General features: G+C 75.4%; 22 protein-coding genes. 10 read left to right on the top strand and 12 right to left on the bottom strand.

The genetic code is table 11. The features are described 5' to 3' along the window. Positions 1-13: 13 nt before the first annotated feature. The 3 genes from ABL57_RS00940 to ABL57_RS00930 form a co-directional block, all read right to left on the bottom strand. The gene (locus ABL57_RS00940) at positions 14-976 is read right to left on the bottom strand and encodes an ABC transporter permease (protein WP_047801579.1); all 963 of its coding nucleotides are present in this window, start codon (positions 974-976) and stop codon (positions 14-16) included. Then, positions 973-1,977: an ABC transporter permease gene (locus ABL57_RS00935; protein WP_047801578.1), complete on the bottom strand. Its 1,005-nt coding sequence runs from the start codon at positions 1,975-1,977 to the stop codon at positions 973-975. Before ABL57_RS00935 ends, ABL57_RS00940 begins: the two co-directional genes overlap by 4 nt. Before the next feature lie 93 nt (positions 1,978-2,070). After that, complete coding sequence (locus ABL57_RS00930) at positions 2,071-3,756, bottom strand: ABC transporter substrate-binding protein (RefSeq protein WP_152683236.1); 1,686 nt, start codon at positions 3,754-3,756, stop codon at positions 2,071-2,073. A 274-nt stretch (positions 3,757-4,030) separates the two neighbouring features. Between ABL57_RS00930 and ABL57_RS00925 the strand changes: the two genes are divergently transcribed. Beyond that, positions 4,031-4,288 carry a hypothetical protein gene (locus tag ABL57_RS00925; protein ID WP_047801577.1) on the top strand — a complete coding sequence of 86 codons (258 nt, stop codon included), beginning with the start codon at positions 4,031-4,033 and terminating at the stop codon, positions 4,286-4,288. A 121-nt stretch (positions 4,289-4,409) separates the two neighbouring features. Here ABL57_RS00925 and ABL57_RS00920 read toward each other — a convergent pair whose 3' ends face one another. Then, the gene (locus ABL57_RS00920; RefSeq protein WP_047801576.1) at positions 4,410-5,246 is read right to left on the bottom strand and encodes a VOC family protein; all 837 of its coding nucleotides are present in this window, start codon (positions 5,244-5,246) and stop codon (positions 4,410-4,412) included. A 255-nt stretch (positions 5,247-5,501) separates the two neighbouring features. Here ABL57_RS00920 and ABL57_RS00915 point away from each other — a divergent pair, with 255 nt between their 5' ends. Together ABL57_RS00915 and ABL57_RS00910 are read left to right on the top strand one after the other, a co-directional pair. Further along, positions 5,502-6,500 carry a zinc-dependent alcohol dehydrogenase family protein gene (locus ABL57_RS00915; RefSeq protein WP_047801575.1) on the top strand — a complete coding sequence of 333 codons (999 nt, stop codon included), beginning with the start codon at positions 5,502-5,504 and terminating at the stop codon, positions 6,498-6,500. 191 nt (positions 6,501-6,691) lie between these two features. Next, a complete protein-coding gene (locus tag ABL57_RS00910) occupies positions 6,692-8,272 on the top strand; it encodes a DUF4389 domain-containing protein (RefSeq protein ID WP_053004671.1) in 1,581 nt (526 codons plus the stop codon). Between the two features lie 45 nt (positions 8,273-8,317). On the opposite strand, the gene ABL57_RS00905 is transcribed toward ABL57_RS00910, so the two are convergent. Next, positions 8,318-9,079, bottom strand: a complete 762-nt coding sequence (locus ABL57_RS00905; protein WP_053004670.1) for a DUF6544 family protein — start codon at positions 9,077-9,079, stop codon at positions 8,318-8,320. A gap of 695 nt (positions 9,080-9,774) precedes the next feature. On the opposite strand from ABL57_RS00905, the gene ABL57_RS00895 reads away from it, so the two are divergent. Further along, a complete protein-coding gene (locus ABL57_RS00895; RefSeq protein WP_047801573.1) occupies positions 9,775-10,038 on the top strand; it encodes a hypothetical protein in 264 nt (87 codons plus the stop codon). Positions 10,039-10,056: 18 nt separating this feature from the next. On the opposite strand, the gene ABL57_RS00890 is transcribed toward ABL57_RS00895, so the two are convergent. The 3 genes from ABL57_RS00890 to ABL57_RS00880 all read right to left on the bottom strand — a co-directional run bounded on the left by ABL57_RS00890 (position 10,057) and on the right by ABL57_RS00880 (position 12,919). After that, the gene (locus tag ABL57_RS00890; RefSeq protein WP_047801572.1) at positions 10,057-11,073 is read right to left on the bottom strand and encodes a DNA topoisomerase IB; all 1,017 of its coding nucleotides are present in this window, start codon (positions 11,071-11,073) and stop codon (positions 10,057-10,059) included. 243 nt (positions 11,074-11,316) lie between these two features. Beyond that, positions 11,317-12,420, bottom strand: a complete 1,104-nt coding sequence (locus ABL57_RS00885) for a hypothetical protein (protein WP_047801571.1) — start codon at positions 12,418-12,420, stop codon at positions 11,317-11,319. A 154-nt stretch (positions 12,421-12,574) separates the two neighbouring features. Continuing rightward, positions 12,575-12,919, bottom strand: coding sequence for a hypothetical protein (locus ABL57_RS00880; RefSeq protein ID WP_152683235.1), 345 nt, complete (start codon positions 12,917-12,919; stop codon positions 12,575-12,577). Between the two features lie 1,123 nt (positions 12,920-14,042). Between ABL57_RS00880 and ABL57_RS00875 the strand changes: the two genes are divergently transcribed. Continuing rightward, positions 14,043-14,303 carry a hypothetical protein gene (locus ABL57_RS00875; protein WP_047801569.1) on the top strand — a complete coding sequence of 87 codons (261 nt, stop codon included), beginning with the start codon at positions 14,043-14,045 and terminating at the stop codon, positions 14,301-14,303. A 50-nt stretch (positions 14,304-14,353) separates the two neighbouring features. On the opposite strand, the gene ABL57_RS00870 is transcribed toward ABL57_RS00875, so the two are convergent. Genes ABL57_RS00870 through ABL57_RS00860 form a run of 3 tightly spaced genes read right to left on the bottom strand, consistent with a single transcriptional unit; the run spans position 14,354 to position 19,502 of the window. Next, positions 14,354-16,738: a GNAT family N-acetyltransferase gene (locus ABL57_RS00870; RefSeq protein WP_047801568.1), complete on the bottom strand. Its 2,385-nt coding sequence runs from the start codon at positions 16,736-16,738 to the stop codon at positions 14,354-14,356. After that, positions 16,735-18,039, bottom strand: a complete 1,305-nt coding sequence (locus ABL57_RS00865) for a lysine N(6)-hydroxylase/L-ornithine N(5)-oxygenase family protein (RefSeq protein WP_047801567.1) — start codon at positions 18,037-18,039, stop codon at positions 16,735-16,737. Before ABL57_RS00865 ends, ABL57_RS00870 begins: the two co-directional genes overlap by 4 nt. Then, a complete protein-coding gene (locus ABL57_RS00860; RefSeq protein ID WP_047801566.1) occupies positions 18,039-19,502 on the bottom strand; it encodes a pyridoxal-dependent decarboxylase in 1,464 nt (487 codons plus the stop codon). Before ABL57_RS00860 ends, ABL57_RS00865 begins: the two co-directional genes overlap by 1 nt. 211 nt (positions 19,503-19,713) lie before the next feature. Here ABL57_RS00860 and ABL57_RS00855 point away from each other — a divergent pair, with 211 nt between their 5' ends. The 5 genes from ABL57_RS00855 to ABL57_RS00835 are packed head-to-tail and all read left to right on the top strand — an operon-like array spanning position 19,714 to position 24,964. Continuing rightward, complete coding sequence (locus ABL57_RS00855) at positions 19,714-20,805, top strand: iron-siderophore ABC transporter substrate-binding protein (RefSeq protein ID WP_371212438.1); 1,092 nt, start codon at positions 19,714-19,716, stop codon at positions 20,803-20,805. Positions 20,806-20,818: 13 nt separating this feature from the next. Continuing rightward, on the top strand, positions 20,819-21,901 hold the full coding sequence (locus ABL57_RS00850) for an iron ABC transporter permease (protein ID WP_047801564.1): 1,083 nt from the start codon (positions 20,819-20,821) through the stop codon (positions 21,899-21,901). Next, positions 21,898-22,971, top strand: coding sequence for an iron chelate uptake ABC transporter family permease subunit (locus tag ABL57_RS00845; RefSeq protein ID WP_082157141.1), 1,074 nt, complete (start codon positions 21,898-21,900; stop codon positions 22,969-22,971). The genes ABL57_RS00850 and ABL57_RS00845 overlap by 4 nt, the downstream gene beginning before the upstream one ends. Continuing rightward, complete coding sequence (locus tag ABL57_RS00840) at positions 22,968-23,903, top strand: ABC transporter ATP-binding protein (protein ID WP_047801563.1); 936 nt, start codon at positions 22,968-22,970, stop codon at positions 23,901-23,903. The genes ABL57_RS00845 and ABL57_RS00840 overlap by 4 nt, the downstream gene beginning before the upstream one ends. Further along, positions 23,900-24,964, top strand: a complete 1,065-nt coding sequence (locus tag ABL57_RS00835; protein ID WP_053004669.1) for a siderophore-interacting protein — start codon at positions 23,900-23,902, stop codon at positions 24,962-24,964. Before ABL57_RS00840 ends, ABL57_RS00835 begins: the two co-directional genes overlap by 4 nt. A gap of 27 nt (positions 24,965-24,991) precedes the next feature. Here the strand turns inward: ABL57_RS00835 and ABL57_RS00830 are convergent, their stop codons facing one another. After that, on the bottom strand, positions 24,992-26,173 hold the full coding sequence (locus ABL57_RS00830; protein ID WP_047801562.1) for a glycosyl hydrolase family 8: 1,182 nt from the start codon (positions 26,171-26,173) through the stop codon (positions 24,992-24,994). Between the last annotated feature and the right edge of the window lie 109 nt (positions 26,174-26,282).

Here is a 26,282-nt window from a genome sequence, read left to right as displayed (position 1 = left end):
CGCTGGGTGCACCTCACGCGGTTCGGGACTTGGGGTCGAGGGACTCCCGCAGGGACTCTCCCAGCAGGGTGAAGCCCAGGGCGGTGACGGCGATGCACAGCCCGGGCAGGAACGCCAGCTGCGGGGCGATCGCCAGCTCGGCCTGGGCGTAGGTGAGCATCCGGCCCCACTCCGCCGTCTGCGGCACGCCGCCCCCCAGCCCCAGGAAGGACAGGGCGGCCGCGTCGATCACCGCCGTGGCCAGGGTCAGGGTGCCCTGCACGATGACCGGCCCGGTGCTGTTGGGCAGCAGGTGGCTCATGGTGATGGTGCTCCGGGACAGTCCCAGGGTCTGCGCCGCCAGGACGTAGTCCGCCCCCTTCTGGGAGAGCATCGAGGAGCGCAGCAGCCGGGCGAAGATGGGCACCTGCGAGGCGCCGATCGCGATCATCACGGCCCACTGGCTCTGGCCCATGATCGCGGCGATGGACACCGCGAGGAGCAGGTTGGGCACGGAGAGCAGGATGTCGACGAAGCGCATGATGACGCTGTCCACCCAGCCGCCGAAGCCGCCCGCCAGCAGACCGAGCAGCATCCCGCCGGCCAGCCCCAGCGCGGTGGAGACCACGCCGATGACCAGGGAGGCACGGGCGCCCCAGATCAGCTTGGACAGCAGGTCCCCGCCGAAGCGGTCCAGGCCCAGCGGGTAGCCCTCGACGTCGCCGGGGCCGGGGATCTCGGTGGGGGTGATCTCGGTGCGCCCGGGCAGCTCCTCGCCGCCGAACGGGGCGAGCCACGGGGCGAGGAGGGCGACGAGCAGGAACACGCCCACGATCACGGCGCCGGCGATGGCCGCGGGGTTGCGGCGCAGCCGCCGGAAGGCGTCCTTCCACAGGCTCGTGCCGGTCTGCTCGGCGGTGCCCGGGACGACCGCGACGGACTCGGGGCCCTCGGTGTGCGCGGGCCCGGAGGGGGCGGGGGGAAGTGTGGCACTCATTGAACACGCACCCGGGGGTCGATGAGGCTGTAGGAGATGTCCACCAGCAGGTTGATCAGGGAGTAGGCCAGGGCGATGAAGATGATGAAGCCCTGCAGGACGGGGTAGTCCAGGTTGAAGATGGCGTCCCGCAGGAACCGGCCGATGCCGTTGAACGCGAAGACGGTCTCGGTCAGCACCGCCCCGGAGATCAGCAGGCCGGTCTGCAGGCCGATGGTCGTGACCACGGGCAGCATGGCGTTGCGCAGGATGTAGCGGCCGCGGATGAGGCTGCGCGTCAGCCCCTTGGCGCGGGCGGTGCGCACGTAGTCGGCGCTCTGCACCTCCAGCACCGAGGCGCGGGTGATGCGCACGATGATCGCCAGCGGGATCGTGCCCAGGGCCACCCCGGGCAGGATCAGGTGCAGGAACGCGTCCCACGCGGCGTCCCACTCCCCGGTGAGCAGACCGTCGAGGACGAAGAAGTTGGTGTAGTGCGTCGCGTCGATGCGCGGGTCCTGCCGCCCGTCCGCGGGGAAGAGCGGCACCTTGATGGCGAGCAGCCACTTGAGGATGAACGCCAGGAAGAAGACGGGCACGGTGATCCCCAGCAGGGACAGCACCACGGATGAGTGGTCGAGGGGCCGGCCGCGGTGGCGGGCGGCCACGTAGCCCAGCGGGACTCCCACGCCCACCGCGAAGACCAGCGCCACGAGGGCGAGCTCCAGGGTGGCCGGGAAGCGGGTGAGGAACTCCTCGACCACGGGCCGGCCGGTCACGATGGAGGCACCGAAGTCCCCCCGGAGGAGCTGGCCCATGTAGACGAAGTACTGCTCGACCAGGGGCCGGTCGAAGCCGTAGACCTCGTTGATGCGAGCCACGGCCTCGGGGGTGGCCTTGTCCCCCAGCAGGGCCGTGGCGGGCCCTCCGGGGAGGGCCCGGACCCAGGCGAAGAGCAGGATCGACAGGCCGAGGAGGGTGGGGATCAGCAGGGCGATCCGCTTGCCGATGACGCGGAGCATTCCGGTCCTTCCGGGCGGAGAGGGGCAGGGGGAAGACCGTCGGGAGACGGGGCGGCCCGGGGACGGCGCGTGCGCCGCCCCCGGGCCCGGGGCTCACTCGCTGAGCTGGATCCGGTTGAAGACCTCGTCGTTGACCGGGCTCACCGGGTAGGACTCCACGCGGGCGTCGAAGGCGAGCGACGGCGCCGGGTTGGCCAGGGGCACGGCCGGCAGCTTCTGCATGATCTGGTCGTTGATCTCCTCGTAGACCGGGGTCTGCTCCTCGACGCTGGTCAGCTCGCGGGCGTCGGCCAGCGCCTGGAACAGCTCGGGGTCGTCGAAGCCGAACTCGGGCTTCTCCTGGCCGAAGAACACGCCCACGAAGTTGTCGGTGTCGTTGTAGTCACCGGTCCAGCCCAGCAGGTGCAGATCGTGGTCGGAGGTGCCGTTGACGCGGTCCAGGTAGTCCGGGGACCACTTGTCCGGCTGCGGGTTGACGGTGATGCCCACCTCCTCGAGCTGCGCGGTGAGCGTGGTGAACGTCTGCTCCGGGTTGGGCATGTAGGGCCGCGAGACGCCCGTGGGGTAGCTGAAGTCCAGCTCGAGGCCGTCCGCGTAGCCGGCCTCCTCGAGCAGCTGGCGGGCCCTCTCGGGGTCGTACTCGTACTGGGTGACGTCCTCGTTGTAGCCGTTGACGGACTCGGGGATGAACTGCGTGGCCACGGTGGTGCCCTCGGGCAGCGTCTGGGAGACCAGGGCCTCCTTGTCGATCGCGTGGGCGATGGCCTGGCGGACCTGGGGATCCGCCAGCTCCTCCTGGGCCTGGTTGAAGCCGAGGTACAGGATGGTGAACGGGTCGCGGGTGACCACGTTGTAGCCGCCGTCCTGCAGCGCCTGGGTGTCGGCCGGCGCCACGAGGTCGTAGCCGTCCACGCTGCCGGACTCGAGGGCCTGGCGGCGCGCCTGCGGGTCGTCGATGATCCGGAAGATCACGTCGGTGACCTGGCCCTGCTCGCCCCAGTAGTCCTCGTAGGCGGACAGGACCACCTGGTTGCCCACGTCCCAGGACTCGAACCGGAACGGGCCCGTGCCCACGGGGTGGCCCTGCGCGTACTCGGACAGCTCCGGGGACTCCGCGGTGCCGCCGGCGGTGTCCGCGCCGTACTCCTCGAGCGCCGTGGGGGACTGCATGGCGAAGGCCGGCAGGGACAGGGCGGCGATGAAGCCGGCGAACGGCTTGTTCAGCGTGACCTCGGCCTCCTGCTCACCGGTGGCCTCGCAGCCGGCGTAGATGGCCTGCTCCGGGGAGTCCGCGAAGCCCTTGAACAGCGAGCCGTAGTAGTAGGCCATGTTCTCGGACTGCAGCAGGCCCTCGAAGTTGTACCAGCGGTCGAAGTTCGCGCAGACCGCCTCCGCGTCGAACGTCGTGCCGTCGTGGAAGGTGACGCCGTCCTTGAGCTGGAACGTGTAGGTCCGGCCGTCCTCGGACTGCTCCCAGGACTCCGCCAGCAGCGGCTCCGGCTCCGCGGAGCCCTCCTGCACGCCCACGAGCCCCTCGAAGATCTGGCGCGAGACGCGGAAGGACTCGCCGTCCTGGGCGAACGCGGGGTCCAGGGACTTGGGGTCGGACGACGCCGCGAAGACGAACGTGCCGTCGACGTCGCCGGCGGCGGCCTCCCCCGACCCGCCCTCCTCCCGGTCCGAGGCGAGGCAGCCGGTGAGCGCCAGGGAGGCCGCGGCGGCCAGGGACGTGACGGCGAGGGCGCGGCGGGCGCGCCCCGGGCGGAATGGCATGGACATGAACGGACTCCTCGGAAGGGGCGAGCGGCAGACCCCGCTCCGGGTCACGGAACAGGGACGTGGTCCCCGGGCTGCCGACAGGTGTGACGGGCACCACACGGTACAAGTGATACCACGAGTAGCAGCCAATTCTTTCCACACGCACATGGCGCGCAGGTTTCCGGGGCCTCACACCCGCGATCCGCCGCTCCCCTCCCACCCATACCGCCAGCAGGCTTGCTAGTCTGCTGGGACACACATCCCGAGCAGGACCGACCCGAGAAAGCAGGTCCCCGTGGCCGACATCAATCCCGAGCAGGCGCGCAACGACCCCGAGAAGGCCCAGGACGCCTTGAACGAGGAGTCCGGCCGCAGCATCGCCGGCGACACCCCTCCCGACGCCGGCGTGGGCGTCGGGCCCGACAACCCCGACCTGGACGTGGACCACCCCGGGGACTCCGCGAAGGGCAAGATCGCGATCGCCGCCATCCTGGGCCTGGTGCTGCTGTTCGCCGTGCTGTGGTTCGTGGGTGCCGTCGTGGGCCTGTTCTGAGCCGACGGAACCCGGCGCCCCGGCCGACGGTCCTCGACCGCGGCCCCGCCGCCGAAGCACCTGAGCGGCAGCGCCCGAGGCGCCTCCCGGACCGGCGGCGCGCCGCGGGCCCGGGACGCGCTCACCGCTCGTCGTCCTCGTCGTCCTCGTCGTGCGCCTCGGCCCAGTCCTCCGAGGAGGGCCCCATGAGGGCGAAGCGCTCGCCGTCCGGGCCGGCGGCGAACACCAGCTCTCCGTAGCCGAACTCCTCCGGCTCCCCGAGCAGGCTGCCCCCGGCCCCGATCACCCGCTCGGCGGCGGTGTCGGCGTCGTCGACCTCGAAGCACACCCACCACAGGGGCGGCGCCTCCTGCAGGTGGTCGACGTCCTCGGCCGGCACCCCGATCCCGCCCGCGCTGCGGTCCATCCCCGGCACCGTGAACACCGCGTAGGCCTCGTGCCGGGTCCCGATGTCCTGGTAGTCGTAGCCGAAGACCTCCGCGTAGAACCGTTCGGCGGCCTGCTGGTCCGAGGTCAGGAGGTCGCACCACGCCACGGCGCCGTGCTTGCCGATGATGCTGAAGCCCGTGTGGTCCCGCGGCTGCCACACCCCGAAGGCGGCCCCCGTGGGATCGATCCACACGCCCATGGTGCCGAAGCGGCCCACCTCCATCGGCTCGAAGAGCTGGCGCGCCCCGGCGGCCACGGCGGCCCGGCCGGTCGCCACGATGTCGTCGGAGGCGAGGTAGACCGCCCAGGCGTGGGGGTCGTCCTCCGTCTCCGGCAGCGCCGGGGACAGGCCCGCCACGGGCTCGCCGTCCACCAGGGCGTTGCAGTAGCCCCCGTACGCGGGGTCCGAGGGCGTGAACCTCCAGCCGAGCACGGACGCGTAGAAGTCCATGGAGCGGTCCAGGTCGGAGACCATGATGTCCGCCCAGCACGGCGCCCCCGTGGGCCACCGGTCGATGCGCTCGGCCATGTCTGCGTCCTCTCCTACCGCGCCGGGACAGGGCCCACCGGGCGGGCGTGACGCGGACGGCGCCCGGGGTCCTCCGCCCCCATGGTCGTCCCCCGCGGCCCGGAAGGGAACACCCCCGGTCGCCGGATCCGCGCGCCGCCCCGGGCATTAACATTCCTCCTTTCCCGCCGGGGCCGCGGATCCGTTCCTACACTCGGAGCAGAACAGGAAACCGGCCTGCGGCCGGGCCGGCTGCCGGGGGACGGACGGGCAACCATGCGCGCTTGGTGGATCGAGGAGCCCGGCCCCGTGGCCGGCGGACCGATGCGGTTCGGGCGGTGCCCCGACCCCGCGCCTGGACCCGGGGAGCTTCTCGTCCGGGTCCGGACCTGCGGCGTGTGCCGCACCGACCTGCACCTGGCCGAGGGCGACCTGCCCCTGCACCGGGCCGGGACGATCCCGGGCCACGAGGTCGTCGGCGAGGTCGTGGGCCGGGGCCCCGGGTGCTCCCGGTTCCGGACCGGCGAGCGCGTGGGCGTCGCGTGGCTGCGCAGCACCTGCGGGCGGTGCCGGTTCTGCCGCCGCGGCCAGGAGAACCTCTGCACGGACCCGCGCTTCACCGGGTGGGACCACGACGGCGGCTACGCGGAGCTGACACTCGTCCCCGAGGCCTTCGCCTACCGGCTGCCCGAGCAGTTCGACGACGAGCACGCGGCCCCGCTGCTGTGCGCGGGGATCATCGGCTACCGGGCCCTGCGCCGGGCGCAGCTGCCGCCGGGAGGCCGCCTGGGCATCTACGGGTTCGGGGCGTCCGCGCACCTGGCCGCCCAGGTGGCCCTGCACCAGGGCGCAGAGGTGCACGTGATGACCCGCTCGGAGCAGGCCCGCGGGCTGGCCCGCGAACTGGGCGCCCACTTCGTCGGAGCGGCCGACGAGCCTCCCCCGGCGCCCCTGGACGCGGCGATCCTCTTCGCCCCCGTGGGCACCCTCGTACCCCCGGCCCTGCGTGCCCTGGACCGCGGCGGCACCCTCGCCGTCGCCGGGATCCACCTCACCGACATCCCGGCCCTCGACTACGCCGCCGAGCTGTTCCAGGAGCGGCAGCTGCGCAGCGTCACCGCCAGCACCCGGCAGGACGGCGAGGAGTTCCTGCGGCTGGCCGCCCGGACGGGGCTGCGTCCCACCACCGTGCCCTACCCGTTGAGCGGCGCGGACCGGGCCTTGGCGGACCTGGCCGCGGACCGGGTCACAGGAGCCGCCGTCCTGCACGTCTGAGCGCCCTTCCCGTGCCGCCCGGCCGGGAGGACCACTGAGAGGAGCCCCGCCATGACCGCCCCGGTCGTCCACGAGCCGGCGCACGGCAGCATCCGCCGGGCCGGCGCGGCGCTCGCGGCGGGTCCCGCCGCGCCCCGAGCCCACCGGACCGGGAGTCCCCGGCCCCGCCACCACTCGACCAGGGGGTTCCCGTGACCGCGCAGCCCGTCTCCGATCCGCCCGCTCCCGCCGGCCGGCACCCCGGCCCGCGCCCCACCCGGCCCGGGCAGTGGGTGCTGCTGGTGGTGGGCACCCTTCTCACGGCCCTGGGCCTGGCGGCGCTGGTCAGCGGGCTGGTCCTCGCCGCCGCCGCCTCGGCCCAGCAGGGAGGCCGCTACCTCAGCTCGCCCCCGGACCGGCACCAGACCATCACCTACGCCCTGGTCGGACCGCCGGCCGTGCTCGACCTCGGGGAGGCCGAGGTGTCCCCCGTGCCCTTCCTGAACGAGCTGGGCAGCGTGCAGGTCCGGGTCACGGCCGTGGACCCGGGGCAGGAGCTCTTCGTGGGCGTCGCCGCCTCGGAGGACGTCGACCGGTACCTGGACGGCGTGGCCCATGCCCGGATGGGCGCCGGCACGGAGGCCGGGGACGACGCCCCGGACCGGGTCCCCGGCGAGCGGGCGCCCGGCCGGCCCGGGAACCGGACCTTCTGGGCCGACTCGGACCAGGGCCCCGGCACCCGGGAGCTCACCCTGGACCTGCGCTCGGGCAGCTGGACGCTGGTGGTCATGAACGCCGACGCCACCCGCCCCGTGTGGGCCGACGTGCAGGTCGGGGCGCGCTCGGACCTGTTCGGCCCGCTGGCCGGCGGCCAGCTGATCGGCGGTCTGGTGGGCCTGGCCGCGGGCGTCCCGCTGCTGCTGCTCGGCGCCGCCGGACTCGGCCGGGACATCGGCCCGGGCACCCCGCCGCGCGGCACGGGCCCGGGTGCGGCCCTCGCCGGGGTCCCGTCCCGGGACGGGGCACCGGCACCGCCGTATCCGGTGCGCCTGACCGGCCTCCTCGACACGGGGCTGTCCCGGTGGCTGTGGCTGGTGAAGTGGCTGCTGGTGATCCCGCACCTGATCGTGCTGGCCGTGCTGTGGTTCGCCCTCGTGGTCACCACGGTGGCGGCGGGGATCGTCGTCCTGTTCACGGGTCGGTACCCGCCCTCGTGGTTCTCCTTCTGCGCCGGGGTGCTGCGGTGGAGCTGGCGCGTGGGGTTCTACTCGTACGCGGCGCTGGGCACCGACCGGTACCCGCCGTTCACGCCGGCCCGCGCGGACTACCCCGCGGAGCTGGAGGTCGCCTATCCGGAGCGGCTGTCCCGCGGCCTGGTGCTCGTGAAGTGGTGGCTGCTGGCGATCCCGCACCTGCTGGTCCTGGGCGTGCTCACGGGCGGGAGCAGGTGGACCAGCGTCTCGGAGACGGACGGCAGCACGACCACGACCAGCTGGGGGCCGTCCCTGCTCGGTCTGCTCGTGCTCGTCGCCGCTGTGATCCTGCTCTTCACGGGCCGGTACCGCCCCGAGCTGTTCGCCCTCGTGGTGGGCATCAACCGCTGGGTCAACCGGGTGCTGGCCTACGTCCTGCTGATGCGGGACGAGTACCCGCCCTTCCGGCTCGACCAGGGTCCTGTGGAGCCTCCGCCCCGGGAAGCGGCGATGCCCCCGGCGCCCGCGGATCCTCCGGCCCCGGACCGCCGGGACGACCGATCGGGTGACCCCCTGGGCGACCAGGACCCGGCGCGCTGATCGGGCTCTTCCGGGGCGGTCCCTCCGGGGCGCCGTTCGAGGGGCTCAGCGGAAGCGGACGTCCTCGATCCGGGCCCGGAAGAACTCCCCCTCGGCCTGCCGGTCGGTCCCCCACCCCCATCCGGCGCGCAGCGCGGTGGGCACCCGCACGCCGTCGAAGGACTTCTCCGCGGACAGCGCGACCCCGAACGGGTGACGGCCGGATCCGGTGCCGTCCGGATCACCCCACCGCTGCATGCGCAGCTCCACGAGCCGGCCCTCCGGGTCGACCCGGACCAGGCATTCCTCGGGCGTTCCGTCCAGGACCCAGGACATGACGGCGGTGCCCGGGACCGTCCCCGCGGACCAGGCGGCGCGCACGCAGGCCGGCGGAACGAGGACGCCCTCGCCGGCGAGCCTCCCGGCGGCGCTGCGAGTGATGTCCGGACCCGTCGCGGACAGCACGGGCACGACCCCCAGCAGCCGCCACCGCAGCTCGCCCTCGTCGGCGCCGTAGCGGTCGAAGCCGGTCACCGGCAGGCCGAGGACCCGGGTGCGGGCGGCCCACACGAAGCCGACCCCCGGTGCCAGGAGCTGGCGCGCGGAGAAGGCGCGCCACCTGCCGCCCAGCCGGATCTCACCGCGCATCCGCAGCTCCGCCATCGACCACACCGGAGTGCCGGGCGGCACGGCGCGGGCCAGCCAGCGGCGCGCGGGCTCGGGCAGGCCGGCGAGCGCCGCGGGAGCCGCGGCGGGCGGCGCCGGGGAGCCCGTGCGCTCCAGGGCAGCCCAGTGCCTCCGGGCGGCGCGCGGCAGCGGCCGGGTCACGGCCGGCTCCGGGGCACCGGGACGTCGGCCGCCGGGAAGTGCAGCAGGGGCACCGGCCGCGGTGCACCGGTCGGCTCCCGGAACGGGGACCGCGGCCCCGTGTCCGGGACGGGGGTGAGGCCGGCGAGCAGTTGGGCGCGCACTGCCGCGGGCGGCCAGGGGACGAGGCCGGGCGGGGCCTGCGACGGGGTGGGGCACCGGGTCATTCCCCCACGCTAGACCGGCCACCCGGCCGCGGTCGCGGCGGACGCCCGTGCTCCTCGGTCACACTGGGACACGGAGCCGCAGCGGGGTGGTCGCCGCGACCGGGGCGGCGCTGCCGTCACCGCCCCGGCCGGTGCGCTGGGCCTCGCGGTGGCCTGCGCTCCCTGTGGCACGGCACCAGTGTGTGAAGCCACGCGGGCCGTGCCGGGACGGCGGCATTGACTGCCGGCGGCGCCCGCTCCACCATGAGGACCGGGGCCGCGCCGCGAGCGGCCGGAGGAGGTCGTCGTGGACGTGGGATGCAGCGCAGCGCGCAACGCGCCGGCGGCCGCACGCATGGCCGGCCACGCCCCGCCCCCGCGTCAGAGGCTGTCCACGGGGACGGGATACTTCGGCACCCGCTGCTCGTCGAGCGCCTGGCCGCGGCGCCGACGTGACAGGAGCGGCCGGCCGAGGGGGACACCGCGTCCCCGACCAACGGGAGGACGACCATGACCCGCACCGGGACGAGCAGGAGCACCACCCGCAGGAGCGCCCGTGGGTGGAGGACCAGGTGGCAGGACCTCACGGCCGGGCAGCAGACGGCGCTGCTGGCGCTGGCCTCCGTGCAGGTCTCACTGGCCGCCACCGCCTGGGCGGACCTGGCCCTGCGCCCCACTGAGGAGGTCGACGGCGGCAAGGGCAAGTGGGCGGCGATCATCGCGATCAACTTCGTCGGGCCCGTCCTGTACTTCCGGTACGGCATCCGGCGCTGACGCGCGGGCGGAACCGCCTCAGGTCAGGAAGGACCGCAGGTTCCGCTCGGCCGCCCGGTAGGTGTCGGCGTCGATGGTCTCCCCGTGGTGGAAGCGGTCGACCACCCGCGGGTCCACGTAGGAGCTGCGGGCCACGGTGGGGGTGTTCCCCAGGTGCTCGGCGACCTCCCGCATGGCCGCGGAGACGGCTTTCTTGCGGGCGCTCTGGCTGGGGCGCGTGTCCGCGCGGGCGGCCAGCGCGAGGGCGGCGCTCACCGTGCCCTGCCACGTGCGGAAGTCCTTGGCGGTGAAGTCCTGTCCGCACCGGTCCCGGACGAAGTCGTTGAGCCGGGCGCTGGTGGTGGTGGCCCACTGCCCGTCCTCGTCCCGGTAGGCCAGGGCGGGCTCGTCCGGATCCCGCTCGAGCATGGGGGCCAGCGCGGCGGCGAGGTCCGCGTCCCGGAGGGTCAGCGACCACTGGTGCCCGCTCTTGCCGGGGAAGTCCAGGTGCACGTCGTCCCCGTCCACCCGCACGTGCCGCACCAGCAGGGTGGTCACTCCGTAGGAGCCGTTGGACTGGGCGTACTCCTCGTTGCCGATCCGCAGGGCCGCGTCGTCCATCAGCCGGAAGGCCGCGGCGCACGCCTTCTCCTCCGTGAGTCCCTCCGCGCGCAGCAGCCGCGTCACCGCCGGCCGGGCCCGGGGCAGGGTGTCGCCGAAGTCCAGGACCCGGTCGAACTTCTCCCGGTCCTTCAGCTCCCGCCACCGGGGGTGGTAGATGTACTGGCGCCGCCCGGCGTCGTCCGTCCCGGTGGCCTGGATGTGGCCGTTGGGCTGCGGGCTGATCCAGACGTTCTTCCAGGCCGGGGGGATCGCCAGGCCCCGGATCCGGTCGAGCTCCTCGGGCGCCTCGACCTTGGTCCCGTCGGCGTGCCGGTACACGTAGCCCCTGCCGTGGCCGCGGCGCGTGATGCCGGGGCGGTGGCAGTTGCTGCGCCGGAGCCGCGGCCGGCGCGGGGTGCGGGGCGCGGGAGGGGTCTGCTGCGTGGCGGTCATCGTGTCCTCTCGGGAAGAGTTCCCGGACCACGCCGGGGACACCAAGTCTACTGATCACCGCGGCTGCGGCGCACTGCGTCCCCCTGGGCCGTCTCCTGGAGCACGACCGCGGCGCGACGGAGCCCCGAAGCACGCCCACCGAGCGGAAGGACCCGCCGTGCGCGTGCTCGCCGCCTGCCCCACCCGGCACGGCGCCACCGCGAGGAGCCGGCTGGCCGGTCCGGCCGCTGAGCGCCGCGGCGCTCAGGGCTCCGAGCGGGTGTACGCGGCGGCGCGCACGGCGTCGTCGTCCTCGAGCCCGGCGCCGAGGGCCCCGCCCACGGTGGCGAGCGTGGCCGTCAGCCACGCCAGCTTGCCGTACTCGTCCGCCCCGGCCGGGGCGCCGATCACCGCCGCGAAGACGTCGCCGTCCACGAGCAGCAGGGCGCCGAGCCAGGACAGGGCGAAGACCGCGGCGTAGAACACGACCACGCCGATGGCCACGGTCGCGGCCGTGGCCAGGTTGAACAGCGCCACCTGCTCGCGCTCGGCGCGCCGTCGCGGACGCTCCCAGAGCCGGGCGCCCACGATCAGCGCACCGGTCACCGCACCCACCGAGAGCAGGCCCAGCAGCCCCAGGCGCCACGGCCCGTAGGCGGCGGCGAGCAGCCACAGGTCCGAGGCCACCAGGGTCAGCACCCCGGTGGCCGCGGCCAGGGCGAGCAGCCGGGACAGCCGCACCACCAGGGTCCAGGGCCGGTTGGCCCGGATCATCCCCAGCAGCAGGCGCACGTTGCCGCCCAGCACCCGGGCGGTGAACTGCACGGCGTTGTCCTCCGGCCGGTCCTCGAGGTCCTCCGAGCGCTGCCGGGCGCGCCGGACGAGCTCCTCCTGCGCCTCGGCGTCGTCCGCGTCCTCGGCGTCGTGGCCCAGCAGGTGGCCGACCACCCGGACCACGGTCTGCCGGACCTTCTGCCCCACGTGCACCGGTCCGAGGGCCGGGACGGCGACGAGGCCCACGCCGTGCACGGGGCTCAGCTGCGTGAGCACCGGGCTGCGGCCGTCCTTGAGCGGGACGTCCGTGAGGACGACGACGAGGTCCCAGTCCTCGTCGAGCATCCGGTCGCGGGCGGCCTCCAGCAGGTCGAGCCCGTCGGCCGGCGGTACCACCAGCCGGTCCTCGGCCGCGGTCAGGCGCCAGCGCACCCCGGGGTAGCGCTCGTGCAGCGGGTTGAGCAGGGAGCCGGCGAGGTCCCGGGGCAGGACACCGGCGATCTGGGGCGAGAGGACGAGGCCGACCAGCAGCTCCGGCACGGGTTCGTGGGCGGCAGCGGGGTCGGCGGCGGTGGCGGAACGGTCGTCGGGCACCGCTCAATCCTGCGCCAGGACCCGCGGAATTGCCACTCCCCGACGCCCCGCGGCGCCCTGGCCCACCCGGCGCAGGACGGTGCCCCTTCGACCGAGGGCGCCGCCGGCTCCGGCAACGGGGTGCGGACGGGAGCCGGTGGCCGCCGGGTGCGGTTCAGGCGGCCAGGGCGGGGAGGGGCGCGGAGTCCGGGAGCGGTCGGACCGGCAGCTCCCCCAGCGGATGGGTGCGGGGCCCGGTGGGGACGCTGATGCGCACGGCCCCGAGGCCGGGCGAGGCCCCCTCGTGGTCGACGGCCGCGCGCAGCTGCGTCGCCGCGGCGGGCTGCAGGTGCCGGACGGAGTCCAGGTCGACGTGCACGGCGGCGCCGAGCGTGCGGGCGCGGCCGATCACGGGGTGGAGCACGTGCTGGTTGGCCTCCGTGAGGCATCCCGTGACGAGGACGCGGACGTGGGTGGCGTCGAGGTCCACCTGGACCAGGACGGACATGGTGTGTTTCATGATGAGAACTTTCGAGAATCGGGGGCGGCGACCGTGCTGGTCGCCGGTGAGGAACGGACGGGCCGGCGCCGCCGGTCGGTCCGAGGAGCCGCCCGGGCGGGCCGTGCGGCCGGCCGGGTGCAGGACGCAGCGGGTTGCCGGACGCTGCGGAGCACAGGGCGCTGCCGGGGGCAGGGCACCTCCGGGGGTGCCGTGGCAGTGCTGGAGCCCGGGCACCGCACCACCGGGGGCGGTGCCACGGGCGGGCGTCCCGGACGCGGGACCGCGCCCCGGAAGCGCGCGGTGTGCCCGATGACGGGTCCGGCCCCGTGCCGTGCCCGGGCGCCGGAGAGCTCAGGAGATCAGTGCGGCCCCGGGTGAGGACGGCGACGTCCGCGGCCTGGGTGCCGTGCTGGGTGTCGAGCTCCGTGGGCCGGTGCCGCTCGAGTGAGCGGCACCGTTGGAGCCGGTCGCCGGGACGGGCCCGACCCCGCCCGTCGAGCGGTCCACGGGGGTGCTGCGGCCGACGCCCTCGGCGGCGCCGGACCGCTGCGCCCTGCCGCTCGTCGGGTGCGGCCCGTCGTCCGGGACCACGGCGCGTCCCCCGTGTCCGGGGCACTCGGGCGCTGCGCTGCGTGCCGTGGACGTCGTCCGGAAGACCTGCTGCGCCCGGAGGGGCGGACAGCCGGACCGGCGAGAACGCGAAATGCGACAACCGATGAAGCATACACGCTCCGGCCGGGACGCGCACGGACCGGCGGCGCCTGCGGCCGGGGCATGGGGACCCGCGGACCGCACCCGCCCCGAGTCGCCGTCGGGCACCCACGGGCGGCCGGCGCCGGGATGGTCAATACCGGAGGTCTCGCCTACGGTGGGAGCAGGTCGAGCACACGGCCTTTCCCCGTGACGGCTGCACACCAGGAGATCCCGGACCGCCTTCCCTGCGCCCTCGTCCCGCGCGCCCCGCCCGGTGCCCCTCCGCATGGCCCGTCCTTCCCCGATGAACGGGCCGCCGGACCGGGCACCGCCGCCTTCCCCGCACTGCGACCCGCACCGTGACCACCACCGTGACCATTACCGCGTCCCCTCGGGTGCGGCCCCTGCTCCACACATCTGCACCGCACTTCCCGCGAAGGACATCACCATGAGCGCACCCACCGTGACCCAGCACAGCCACAGCCCCGCCCCGTCCCCGCAGGGCCGGCCCTGCTCCTGCCTGGGGCCGGACGAGACCTTCCCGGCCGCCCTGGCCGCCCTGAGCATGGGCGAGCTGCAGGTGCTGCACTCCAGGATCTGCCGCCAGCTCGACCGGGAGTACCTGACCGGACCGGAGGGCCCCCACCCCTGCACCACCGACCGGCTCCAGGAGGTCGTGCACGAGCTCGACGCCCGCGACGCGGCCTGAGCCCCTCGTTCCGTCCGCCCCGCAGGGACGGGGCGGACGGAACGGCCGGGTCAGCGGGCGGGCACCCGGGCCGCCACCGGGTTCTCCAGCGTCCCGGCGTACTGCAGGGACGCGGCCTGGTCCGTGAGGTCGACCATCTGCAGGGTGTTGAGCAGCTGCAGCCGGTTGAGGCAGGAGTGCTCGAAGCGGGGCGCGAAGAGCGGCACCCGCGCCGCACCGGCCGGATCGGCCTCGGCCACCTCGTGCAGGCACCGCGCCGCCAGGTCCCAGAACGCGCCGGCCGCCAGCAGCCCGTCGGCCTCGAGCAGGCCCGCCAGGTGGCGCAGCACGCCGTCGAACACGTCGGTGTGCACGGACAGGGCCGCGGTCGCGGGGTCCACGACGTGCCGGATCCGGTCGAGGCCCTCCGGCAGGGGACGGTCGGTGACGACGGCGACCTCCTCGCCGATGTCCTTCATGATCGCCCGCCGCGGGACGTGCTCGTGCAGCACGAGGACCACGTTCTCGCCGTGGGGCATGAACACGAGGTCGTGGGCGAGCAGGCACCGGGCGACCGGGGCGAGGTAGGCGTCCAGCAGCCGCCGGACCCACTCCTCGGCGCTCAGCCCGGAGGCCCGCACGTGCACGGAGACGAGCGGGGTGCCCAGGGCGTCCACGTGCAGCAGGGAGGCGAGGGTCGCCAGCCGCTCCCCCGGTCCGGTGCGCGCCACGGGGCTCTCCCGCCACAGCGCCGCGAGCATCTTGGTGTGCGGGCCCTCCTCCCCGTGGCCCGAGGCGGCCGCGCGGTGGTAGGCGTCCCCGGTGTAGCCGATCGCCGCGACCTCGCGCAGGACCGAGAACCCGGTGCGGGCCAGCACCGGGTCGGCGGCCACGAGGTCGGCCACCCAGTCGTTGATCGCGGGGGTGTCGCGCATGTACCGGGGGGAGAGCCCGCGCAGGAAGCCCATGTTCTGCACGGCCAGGGCCGTCTTCACGTAGTGCCGCTCGGGGCGGGTCGAGTTGAAGAAGGTGCGCACGGACTGCTGGGCGCGGTGCGCGTCCCCGCCCTCCCCCAGCAGCACGAGGTCCCGGCGGGCGAGGTCGGGGGCGAAGGTCACGGTGACGCGGTGCTCCCACTGGTGGGGGTGCACCGGCAGGAAGCGGTAGTCCCGTGGGTCCAGGCCCAGCCCGGTCAGCCGGGCCCGGAAGCGTGCGCGGGTCCCGGTGTCCAGCTCCGCGGCGTACAGGGCGTCCTCGTCGAGGCCGCGCCCGGTGTCGAGGCGGCTGAGCGGGCGGCGCGCGGCCACCCACACGAGGTGCACGGGCCGGGCCGCCTCGGGGGCGTACCGGTCGTGCTCGGTGACGCCCAGGCCGATCCGCCCGTTGTTGGCCACGAAGCCGGGGTGCCCCTCGGTCATGGCGGCCTCGACCTCCTGGAAGCCGGCGTCCGCCAGCGCCGATGCCGGGCGGGTGCGGTGCACCAGCTTGTAGGCCGCGGAGGCGAGGGTGCTCGCGATCTCCTCGAGGTAGGTGGCCAGCAGGTGCGCGGGGATGCCCAGCTGCGGGGCGAGCTCGGTGACCAGGGCCTGGGCGTCGGGCTCGGCGGCGACGCCGGCCACCGTGCGGCGCAGCGAGCCCTCGTCGAGCACCCAGTGCTCCAGCGGGGTGCGCCGCGCCCGGAACCGGTAGCGGGCGGCCCCGGCCCGGACCTCGAAGGCGTCCTCGCCGACCGGCTCGGGGTGCACCAGCCGCTCGTGGGCGAACTCGGCCAGGGCCTTGCAGCACAGGTGGCGGTGGGCGACGCGCATCGGGTGCAGGCCCAGGTGGCCGGCCTCGGCGGGGCCGGCGGGGCCGGCGGCGGCCGGGACCGGGCGGGCGGACCCCGCCAGCTCCGAGGCCTCGAACTGCTCCCGGGTGCAGGTGCTGAGCAGCGCCGTCTTCTCCGGCAGCGGCAGGGGCCCGTGGACCTCGAAGCCCGCCCGGGCGTTGAGCCGGTGCACGGCCTCGTTGCGGACGTCGGGCTCGACGACGACGCGCCGGGTCCCGGGCCGCTCGAACAGCCCGCGCAGCGTGGCGGCCATCAGGGCGGCGCTCGTGCCGGGCACCGGGGTCCGGGCCGGGGCGAGGAGCAGGTGCATCCCCACGTCGCCGGCGCGGTGGGCGTAGCGGCCGGCGAGGAGCACCTCGGCGGGGTCGTAGGTCTCCACGACGCCCAGCGGGACCCCGTCGAGGCGGGCCAGCCGGGCCTCGCAGCGGGGGTGGGCCGCGACGGCCTCGAAGGCGCCCCGGACGGTGGCGGGGTCGGCGTCGAGCAGGCCCCAGAAGCGGGACCGGGGGTGGGTCAGCCACGCGTGGAGGAGCTCCACGATGGGTCCGTCCAGCACCAGCGGCTCGAGGGTGAGGACGCCGCCGGGGGTGGCGAAGCGCTCGACGGGGGCGGGGTGCGGGGTGCTCATGCGGTCTCCTGGGGAATGCCGAAGGTCTGGAAGGCGATGGCGGGCTCGACCGGATAGACCTCCCGGCCCGTCACGGCCCGGAGGATCACGCTGTTGCGGTAGGCGCCCATGCCGAGGTCGGGGGCGGTCAGGCCGTGGGTGTGCACCTCGGCGTTCTGCACCCAGATCCGGCTCCGCTCCCGGTCGATCGCGTAGTCGCGGGAGACGTCGTAGCGCCCGGCGGCGTCCCAGGCGATCTCCTCGCGCACCGGGTCCAGGAAGGCCGGGACCTCGGGGCGGTAGCCGGTGGCGAGCACCAGGGCGCCGGTGGTATGCTGCCAACAGCGCTCGAGCTCGTCGTCGCGCAGCGCCAGCTCCACCGTCCCGGCCGCGGCGTCCCACCGGGCGCCCGTCAGGGAGGTGTTCGTGGTGAGCAGCCCCGCCGGGTGCCCGTGCACCGAGCGGCGGTAGAGCAGCTCGTGGATTCCGTTGACGAGGTCCGTGCTGATGCCCTTGTAGAGCGTCGTGTGCTCGCGGTTGAGCCGGTCCCGCCGGTGCCGGTCGAGGCCGTGGAAGTGGTCGACGTACTCGGGGGAGGTCATCTCGAGGGTGAGCTTGGTGTACTCCATGGGGAAGAACCGTGGGGAGCGGGTGATCCAGTCGACCCGGGGACCGTCCGCCCCGGCGCGCTCGAGCAGGTCCCGGTAGACCTCCGCGGCGGACTGGCCGCTGCCGAGCACGGTCACGCTCTCCCGCCCCAGCAGCTCCTCGCGCCGGGGCAGGTAGTCGCTGGTGTGCAGGACGGGTCCGGCCCCGGGCTCGACACCGGCGGGCACCCACGGCACGGTGCCCACGCCGAGGACCAGGCGCCGGGTCCGCCACTGCTCCGTCCCGGTCCGGGTGCGGGCGGTGACCGTGTAGGCGTCCGCGGCGGCGTCGCGCTCGACGGCGACGACCTCGCGGCCCCAGTGCAGGCTCTCCAGCCGCTCGCTCGCCCACCGGCAGTAGGCGCTGTACTCGGCGCGCAGCGGGTTGAAGTCCTCGCGGATGTAGAAGGGGTAGAGCCGCCCGGTCCGCTTGAGGTAGTTGAGGAACGACCAGGGGGAGGTCGGGTCGGCCAGCGTGACCAGGTCGGCGAGGAACGGGACCTGGATGGTGGCGTCCTCGAGCATCAGTCCGGGGTGCCAGTCGAAGCCCTCGCGGGCGTCGAGGAACACCGCGTCGAGGTCCTCCAGGGGCGCGGCGAGGCAGGCCAGGCCCAGGTTGAAGGGGCCGATCCCGATGCCGAGCAGGTCGTGCACGCGCCCGGTCGCGGCGGCCATCAGCGCGCCCCCGCCGCGGCGGGCAGCGGCGCGGCGTCCCGCGCGGCGGCGCGGACCAGGTCCAGCACCCGCTCGACGTCCGCGGCGGTGGTCACCGGGTTGAGGAAGGTGAACTTCAGGCAGCGGCGGCCGCCGACGACGGTCGAGGCCACGACCGCGCGCCCCGAGTCGAACAGCGCGGCCCGGACCGGCTCGACGAGACGCTCTGCGTCGTCGTCGTCGGTGCCCTGGGGCCGGTGCCGGAACAGGACGGTGGAGAGCACCGGCCGGGCCACGAGCTCCATGTCGGGGGCGTCCGCCACGATCCGGCCGGCCTCCTGCGCGAGGTCCAGGACCCGGTCCAGGGCCCGGCCGAGCTCCGGGGCCCCGACGGTGCGCAGGGTCATCCACAGCTTGAGCGCGTCGAAGCGCCGGGTGGTCTGCAGGGACTTGTCCACCAGGTTGGGCCGCACCGCGTGGCGGGGGTTGAGGTACTCGGCGCTCCAGGTCGAGAAGCGCAGGTCCCGTCCCCGGGCCAGCAGCAGCGCGGAGGCGGCCACCGGCTGGAACCAGGACTTGTGGAAGTCCACGGTCACGGAGTCGGCCCGCTCGATCCCTTCCAGCAGGTGCCGCCGGGTGGGCGAGACGAGCAGGCCCCCGCCGTAGGCGGCGTCCACGTGCAGCCACACCTCGTGCGCCCGGCACAGGTCCGCGACCGCCGGCAGCGGGTCGATCACGCCGAGGTCCGTGCTCCCGGCGGTGGCCACCACGGCGGCGACCTCGTCGCCGGACACGGCGACCTCGTGCAGGGCCCGTTCGAGGGCGACCGGGTCCAGCGCCCCGTCCCGGCCGGCGGGCACGGGGACGACCGCGTCCGCGGGCAGCCCGAGCAGGTGGGCGGCCCGGTCCACGCTGAAGTGCGCGTGCTCGCCCGCCACGATCCGCAGCCGCCCGAGGCGCTCCTGCCGCGGGGCCGGGTGCGGGCGGGACAGCCGCTGCTCGCGGGCGGTGAAGAGGGCCTGGAGGTTGGACTGGGTGCCCCCGGTGGTGAACACCCCGTCCGGCTCCCCCGCCGCGGGGAAGCCGATCCGGGCGGTGGTCCAGTCCACGAGCCGCTGCTCCACCAGCGTCGCGGTGGTGGACTGGTCCCACGTCTCGACCGCGGTGTTCACGGCCGCGGTGAGGGCCTCGGCGGCCACGGCGGGGATGGCCACCGGGCAGTTGAGGTGGGCTATGTAGCCGGGGTCGTGGAAGTGCACCGCGTGGTCGAGGTAGAGCCGGCGCGTCTCCTCCAGCGCGGCGGCGACGTCCCCGAGGGGGCGGTCGAGGTCGACGCGCGCGACGAGGTCCTCGAGCTCGGCGGGCGTGGCGGCGGAGCGGGGGCGCTCCGTGCCGGCCAGGTGGACGGCCACCGCGTCGACGGCGCCGTGCAGGGCACCGGCGTACTGGGCCGGGGTGCGACGGGTGAACAGGAAGTCGTTCATGGGCTCCTCGCAAGGGGGATCGATGGGGCCGGGGGCTCGCCTCGGAGTGAGGCAAGCCTTACCTAACCACATCGGCGCAGCGATTACATCATGCCCGTGTTGCGTATTCGCAGTTCTCCACCCTAGGGTGATCCGTGTCCGGTGGTTAGGCAAACCTTCCCTAACCGCATTCGCACCGGCGGCCCCGCCGTCGTCCGTCGAAAGGGTGGCCGTGGCCCCTCTCCTCCCCCGCGCTCCGCGCCCGCTGTCCTCCGCCCGCCGCGCCCTCGCGCCGGTCGCCCTGCTGACCACCGGGGCCCTGCTGCTCACCGGGTGCTCGACCGGGACGGCGGGCGGGGAGTCCGGGAGCGGGTCGACCGCCGCGGCCGGCGCCACCGGCGAGTTCCCCCGCACCGTGCAACACGAGTTCGGCGAGACCACGATCGAGGAGGCCCCCGAGCGCGTGGCCACGGTCTCCTGGGTCAACCACGACGTGGCGACCGCTCTCGGCGTGGTCCCGGTCGGGGTGCCCGCCCTGGACTTCGGCGCCAACGAGAACGGGTCCACGGACTGGTTCGACGCCGCGCTCGAGGAGTCCGGCGCCGAGGCCCCGGAGACCTACTCCGAGACGGACGGCATCAACTTCGAGGCGATCGCCGCCCTGGAGCCGGACGTCATCCTGGGCGCCTACTCCGGGCTGACGCAGGAGGACTACGACAAGCTCTCGGAGATCGCCCCCGTCGTGGCCTACCCCGAGGACGCCGTGGCCTACGGGACGTCCTGGCAGGACTCCACGGAGCTCATCGGCCAGGCCCTGGGCCGGGAGGAGCAGGCCGCCGAGGTCGTGGCGGACGTCGAGCAGCAGATCGCGGACGCGGCCGCCGAGTACCCGGAGCTGGCGGGCACCTCCTTCGTGTACGGCACGCTGGACCCGTCCGCGGCCGACCAGATCTTCGCCTACACCGCGGTGGACAACCGCCCCAAGTTCCTCCAGTCCCTCGGCATGGTCCAGTCCGAGGCGGTCGAGGAGGCCGCCGCGGGCAAGGAGGACGAGTTCTACATCACCTGGTCCCCGGAGCGGGCCGACCAGCTGACCTCGGACGTCTTCGTGAGCTGGGCCGAGGACGAGGGCGTGCGCGAGGCCATCGAGAACGACCCCCTGCTCAGCCGCGTCCCCGCGGTGGCCGACGGCGCCCTGGTGCTCCAGAGCGACCAGCAGGAGGTGCTCTCGGTCTCGGCGGCGTCCCCGCTGAGCATCCCGTGGGCGCTCGAGAACGTGCTGCCGGACATCGCCGAGGCCGCGGCCTCCGCCGACGGGCAGTGAGTCCCCGGTCCCGGTGAGCAGCACCAGCACGGCCTCCCCCGCCGCCCCCCGGATCCCCGGCGCCGCCCAGCGGCGCCGGGGCCTCGCCCTGCTCGCCGCCCTCCTGCTCCTGGCGGTCTCCGCGGCGGCGTCCCTGTTCTGGGGCGCCCGCTCGGTGAATCCCGCCACGGTGGTCCAGGTGCTCGCCGGGCTGCCCGCCGCCCTGCTGGACGGCGGGTCCCAGCTCACCGCCGGGCTGGGCATCGACGCCGCCGTGGTGCAGAGCCGGATCCCGCGGACCCTCACCGCCGTGCTCGTCGGGGCGGCGCTCGCCGTGGCCGGCGCCGGGATGCAGGGCGTCAGCCGCAACCCCCTGGGCGACCCGGGGCTGCTGGGCCTGACCGCCGGCGCCTCCTGCGCCGTGGTGCTCGGCCTCGGCTGGCTCGGCGTGGCGGCCACGTGGCAGCTGACCGCGCTCGCCCTCACGGGCTCCGCCGTGGCCGCCGTGCTCGTCTTCGGCTCCTCCCGGCTGGGCGGCGGCGCCCCCACCCCGGCGGGCCTGGTCCTCTCCGGCGCCGCGGTCAGCGCCGGCTTCACCGCGCTGACCACCTCCGTGGTGCTGAGCCAGCCGGCGGTGCTGGACCGCTTCCGGTTCTGGAGCATCGGCTCGGTCGCCCGCGCCGAGAGCACCGACCTCACCGCCGTGGCCCCCCTCGTGCTCCTCGGCGTGCTGCTCGTGCTGGGCGGCTCCTCCGGGCTCAACGCCATGGCCCTGGGCGACGAGCTCGCGCGCGGCCTCGGTGTGGACCTGGGCCTGCAGCGCGTGCTGGTCTTCGTGGGCGTGGTCCTGCTCTCGGGCTCCGCGACCGCCCTGGCCGGGCCCATCGCCTTCGTGGGCCTGCTCGTCCCGCACGCCGTGCGCCGCCTCCTGGGCGGCGACTACCGCTGGATCGTGCTGCTCAGCGCGGTGCTCGGGCCGGCGCTGCTGCTGCTGGCCGACGTCCTGGGGCGCGTGCTCACCCCGCCGCAGGAGATCCACGTGGGCATCACCACGGTGGTCCTCGGCGTGCCCGTGCTGCTGGCGCTGCTGCGCCGGGGACGGAGCGTGACCCTGTGACCGGCACCGTGCTGGCCCCCGCCGCCCCGGAGGGGACCGGGGCCGCCGAGGCGCTGCGGGCGGTCCGCCGCACCCGCGCCCGGCGGACCCGCCGCGCCGTGGCCCTGCTCGCCCTCGCCCTGCTGGCGGCCCTGGCCGTGCGGGTGCTGCTGGGGCGCTACACGGTGACGATCCCCGACTTCTTCGCGATCCTCGCAGGCGAGCAGATCCCCGGGGCGAGCTTCATCGTCCTGCAGGAGAAGCTGCCGCGCGCGGTGCTGGGCGCCCTGGCGGGGACCGCCCTCGGCTGCTCCGGGGCGCTGTTCCGCCGGGTGCTGCGCAATCCGCTGGCCAGCCCCGACATCCTGGGCATCACCTACGGGGCGGCCGCGGGCGCCGTGGCGGGCACGGCGCTGTGGGGCCTGCGCGGCACCGCCGTGTCCTGGACGGCGCTGGCCGGGGCGCTGCTCGCCGCCGCCCTGATCGCCACCGCCTCGGTGCGCCTGCGCGGCGGCGGGATCGTGGGCGAACGGTTCCTGCTCGCCGGGATCGGCGTGGCCGCCCTGGCCCAGGCGGTCACCGCCGCCATGCTGACGCGGCTGGCCCTGAACTCCGCCCAGGACGCCGCGGTGTGGACCGCGGGGTCCCTGAGCGCCGCCACGTGGGAGCGGATCACCGTGCTCGGCGCCTGCCTGCTGCTGGCGGTGCCCGCGGCCGTGGCCGTGCACCGGGCCCTCGAGCCCGCCGAGCTCGGCCCCGAGCTCGCCGCGGGACTGGGCGCGCACCCGGGCCGCAGCCGGGCCCTCGCCCTGGGCCTGGGCGTGCTGCTGGCCGCCGCCGCGACGGCCGCCACCGGCCCGCTGGCCTTCGTGGCCCTGATGTCCACCCCGGTGGCCACCGCCCTGACCCGCGGCCGGACCTCGATCCTGGCCTGCGCCCTGGTGGGCGCGGTGGTCGTGGTGGTCGCCGACTCGCTCGGCTCCGACCTGCTGGCGGGCACGCAGCTGCCGGCCGGTGTGGTCACCGGGGCCGTGGGCGCCCCCGTGATGCTGTGGCTGCTCGTACGGCAGCGGAGAGGAGGTACCGCATGACACCCGATCTGCACGCCGTGGCGGACCCGGAGGGCGAGGTCCCGGCGTTCCGGATGCGCAGGCTGTCCCTGGGCTACGACGACCGCACCGTGGTGCGGGAGGTCGACCTGGACATCCCGCACGGCGGCACCACCGTGCTCATCGGCGCCAACGGGTGCGGCAAGACGACGCTGCTCAAGGGCCTGTCCCGGCAGCTCAGGCCGCTGGCCGGGACCCTCGAGGCCGACGGCCGCGGGGTGCGCGAGTGGCACTCCCGCCAGTACGCCCGCTCCGTCAGCCTCCTGCCGCAGTCCCCGGTGGTGCCGGAGGGGCTGACCGTCGCCGAGCTCGTGGAGCGCGGGCGGCACCCGCACCGCCGCTGGTGGGGCGCCCCCTCCCCCGACGACGACGCGGCCGTGGCGCGGGCCATGGAGCTCACGGAGCTCACCGAGCTCGCCGGGCGCCCCGTGGAGGAGCTCTCCGGCGGGCAACGCCAGCGGGTCTGGATCGCCCTCACCCTGGCCCAGCGGGCCCGCACCATGCTGCTCGACGAGCCCACCTCCTACCTCGACCTGGCCCACCAGGTGGACCTGCTGGACATGCTGCGCGGGCTCGAGCACCCGGAGGGGCCGCGCCGGGGCCGGGCCACCGTGGTGGCCGTCCTGCACGAGCTCAACCTGGCCGCCCGCGTGGCCGACCGGCTCGTGGCGATGGCCGCGGGCCGGATCGTGGCCGTGGGGCCGCCGGCCGAGGTGCTCACCCCGGAGCTGCTGGCCGAGGTCTTCGGGCTGCGCGCCGACGTGGTGCCCGACCCCGTGGGCGGGCGCCCCGTCGTCCTGCCCCGCGGGCGGGCCCGGGAGGGCGCCCACCCCGCTCCGCCCGCCGTGGCCCTGGACCCGACCCCCGCGGCGGGCGCCCGTCCCGCCGCCGAGACCGTGAGGAACCTGTCGTGACCGTCACCAGCATCCCGGGGACCGCCCCCGCCGCCCCTGTGCTCTGCGTCGAGGCCGCCGTGACGTCCGTGACGCAGCTGTGCCCGTCCTTCCGCCGCATCACCCTGGCGGGCCCGGAGCTCGCCGGCCTCTCCCCCGCCCTGCTCGGGGCCGGGGACCTGACCCGGTGCCGGGACGCGTACATCAAGCTGCTCGTCCCGCCGCCCGGCCGGGCACCCGAGCGGGCGGACCTCTCCCTGGGCCTGCGCGAGGGCTGGTTCGCCCGCCCCGCCGAGGAGCGCGGCTGGATGCGCACCTACACCGTGCGCGGCGTCCGGCGCACCACCTTCTGCGGGATCGTGGTGCCGGAGCTGGTGATCGACGTCGTGGTGCACGACGGGCACGGCCAGGACGGGCCCGGCAGCCGGTGGGCGGCGGCCGCAGCCCCCGGCGAGCGCGTCTACCTGCTGGGCCCCGGCCCCCAGGAGCGGCCGTGGGCGGCCTGGGACCACGGCGTCGCGCGGCGCGTGCTGGCCGTGGGGGACGAGACCGCGGCGCCGGCCCTGATGTCCGTGGCCGAGGAGTTCGCCGAGAAGTTCGCCGAGGAGTTCCCGGGCGCGGCCGCCGCCGACGGCTCCCGCCCCCGTCTCGACGTGGTGCTGGAGGTGCCGCACCACGACGACGTGGCGGCCCACCGGCTGGCCGCCGAGCTGCCCGACGTGCGCCTGCACGTCCTGCCCCGCGCCGGCCGCGGGGCCCCCGCGGGGCACGGGCACCGGGCCGCCACGCGGCTCGCGCGCCTGCTGGGGCTGCCCGGCGGGGCCGTGGACGACGTCCTGGCGGGCCGGCGCCCGCAGCGCGGGGAGCACGCGCCGGTGCCGCTGCGGGTCGGCGAGCGGCCCGAGGAGCCCCGGGCGTGGTCGGTGGCGGCTCCCGGGCACCCCGACGTCCCCTACGTCTTCCTCGCCGGGGAGTCCGGCACGGTCAAGGCGCTGCGCCGGCTGTGCGTGGACGCCGCGGGCATCCCCAAGGACAACGTCTCCTTCATGGGCTACTGGCGGCAGGGGCAGGCGGAGTCCTGAGCCCGGCGTCCGGGTCCGCCCGCCCGGTCAGGGGCTCAGGGCGTAGGTGCCGGAGACCTGCACCATGGACAGCAGCTGCAGGGAGCTCGCGTAGTAGCCGTTGAGCTGGGTGCGGGCGGCCAGGTGACGCCACAGGGCGTCGAGCCACGCCTGGTCCCCGCCCCAGCGGGCGCCGACCGCCAGGGGCGCGATGAAGGCCAGGTCCTGGTAGGCCCCGCCGGGCAGGGTGGCCCCGCCCAGGGTGTAGCCGGTGGGCAGGCGGGCGGGGTCGCCTCCGCACTTCGTCCTGGCCCAGCGGGAGATGCGGGCCGCGGCGGCGCGCGCCTCGGGATGCCGGGACGAGCCGAGCCGCAGCGGGAGGCGGCAGGAGTTGTAGTAGCAGTGCCCGTCGTGGGCGGACTCCAGGGTGTGGGCCGGTGCCGGGGCGATGCTCGCCGGCGGGCCGACCGTGAAGTCGGGCAGCAGGCCGGTCCGGGGCGCGTGCACCGACTGCAGCCGTCGGATCGCCACCAGGTGCCGGGCCCAGACGGTGCCCCAGCTCGCGTCGCCGGTGGCGCGGTGGAACGCCCCGAAGTGCCCGATCATCCAGTCGCTGGGGCGGGAGACGTTCTGCCAGGCCCCGTGGGACCAGTCGCCGAGCTCGAGCAGCCCGGTGGTGGGCGAGACCAGGGAGCGCTTCACGGCGGCGATCCGGTCCCGGGCCAGCCGGAGGTAGTCGTAGGTGCCGGCGGACCCCCACCGCCGGTGGGCCATCAGCCAGCCCATGGCGATGTCCAGGTCCCCGTCGGTGGCGCTGTCCCCGCCGTGCTGGGTGACCATCCGGTGGTCCTGCTCGGCGGCGTGCAGTCCGGGGTCGATGCGGGAGGGGTGGTCCAGGACGTACCGGGTGATCCCTTCGGCGTAGGTGCGCGCCCGGGGGTCGGCGGGGGCGAGCTGGGCGCAGAGCATCAGGCCGTAGCCCTGCCCCTCGGCGACGTAGGCGTTCGCCCCGCCCTGGGCGTCGGCGCGCACGGCCCACCAGCCGCGGGCCGCGTCGTGGCGCAGCAGCGCGGTCCAGCTGTGCCACAGGGCCCGGACGGAGGCGTCCGTCCGGCGCCGGGAGGTCGTCGGTCTCAGCACGGTGGTGGCTCCCAGGGCGGGGATGGGGGCCGCGACGGCGGGGCCGACCGCCAGGGCGGCGCCCGTCGCGAGCAGGGTACGGCGGTGCATGGGGGGCTCCGATCACGGCACGACGGAACGGGCCAGGGCCGCACGGGGGCGCCCTGTCGGTCGGAACGGCGGGCCCGCCGCGCGAGGGGTGGGGCGGTCGGGGGATGAT

Origin of the sequence: Kocuria sp. SM24M-10 (assembly GCF_001027955.1) — a bacterium.
Lineage (GTDB): Bacteria > Actinomycetota > Actinomycetes > Actinomycetales > Micrococcaceae > Kocuria > Kocuria oceani.
Note: the sequence above shows the minus strand (reverse complement) of the source record. Positions and strands in the feature narration are given on the sequence as shown.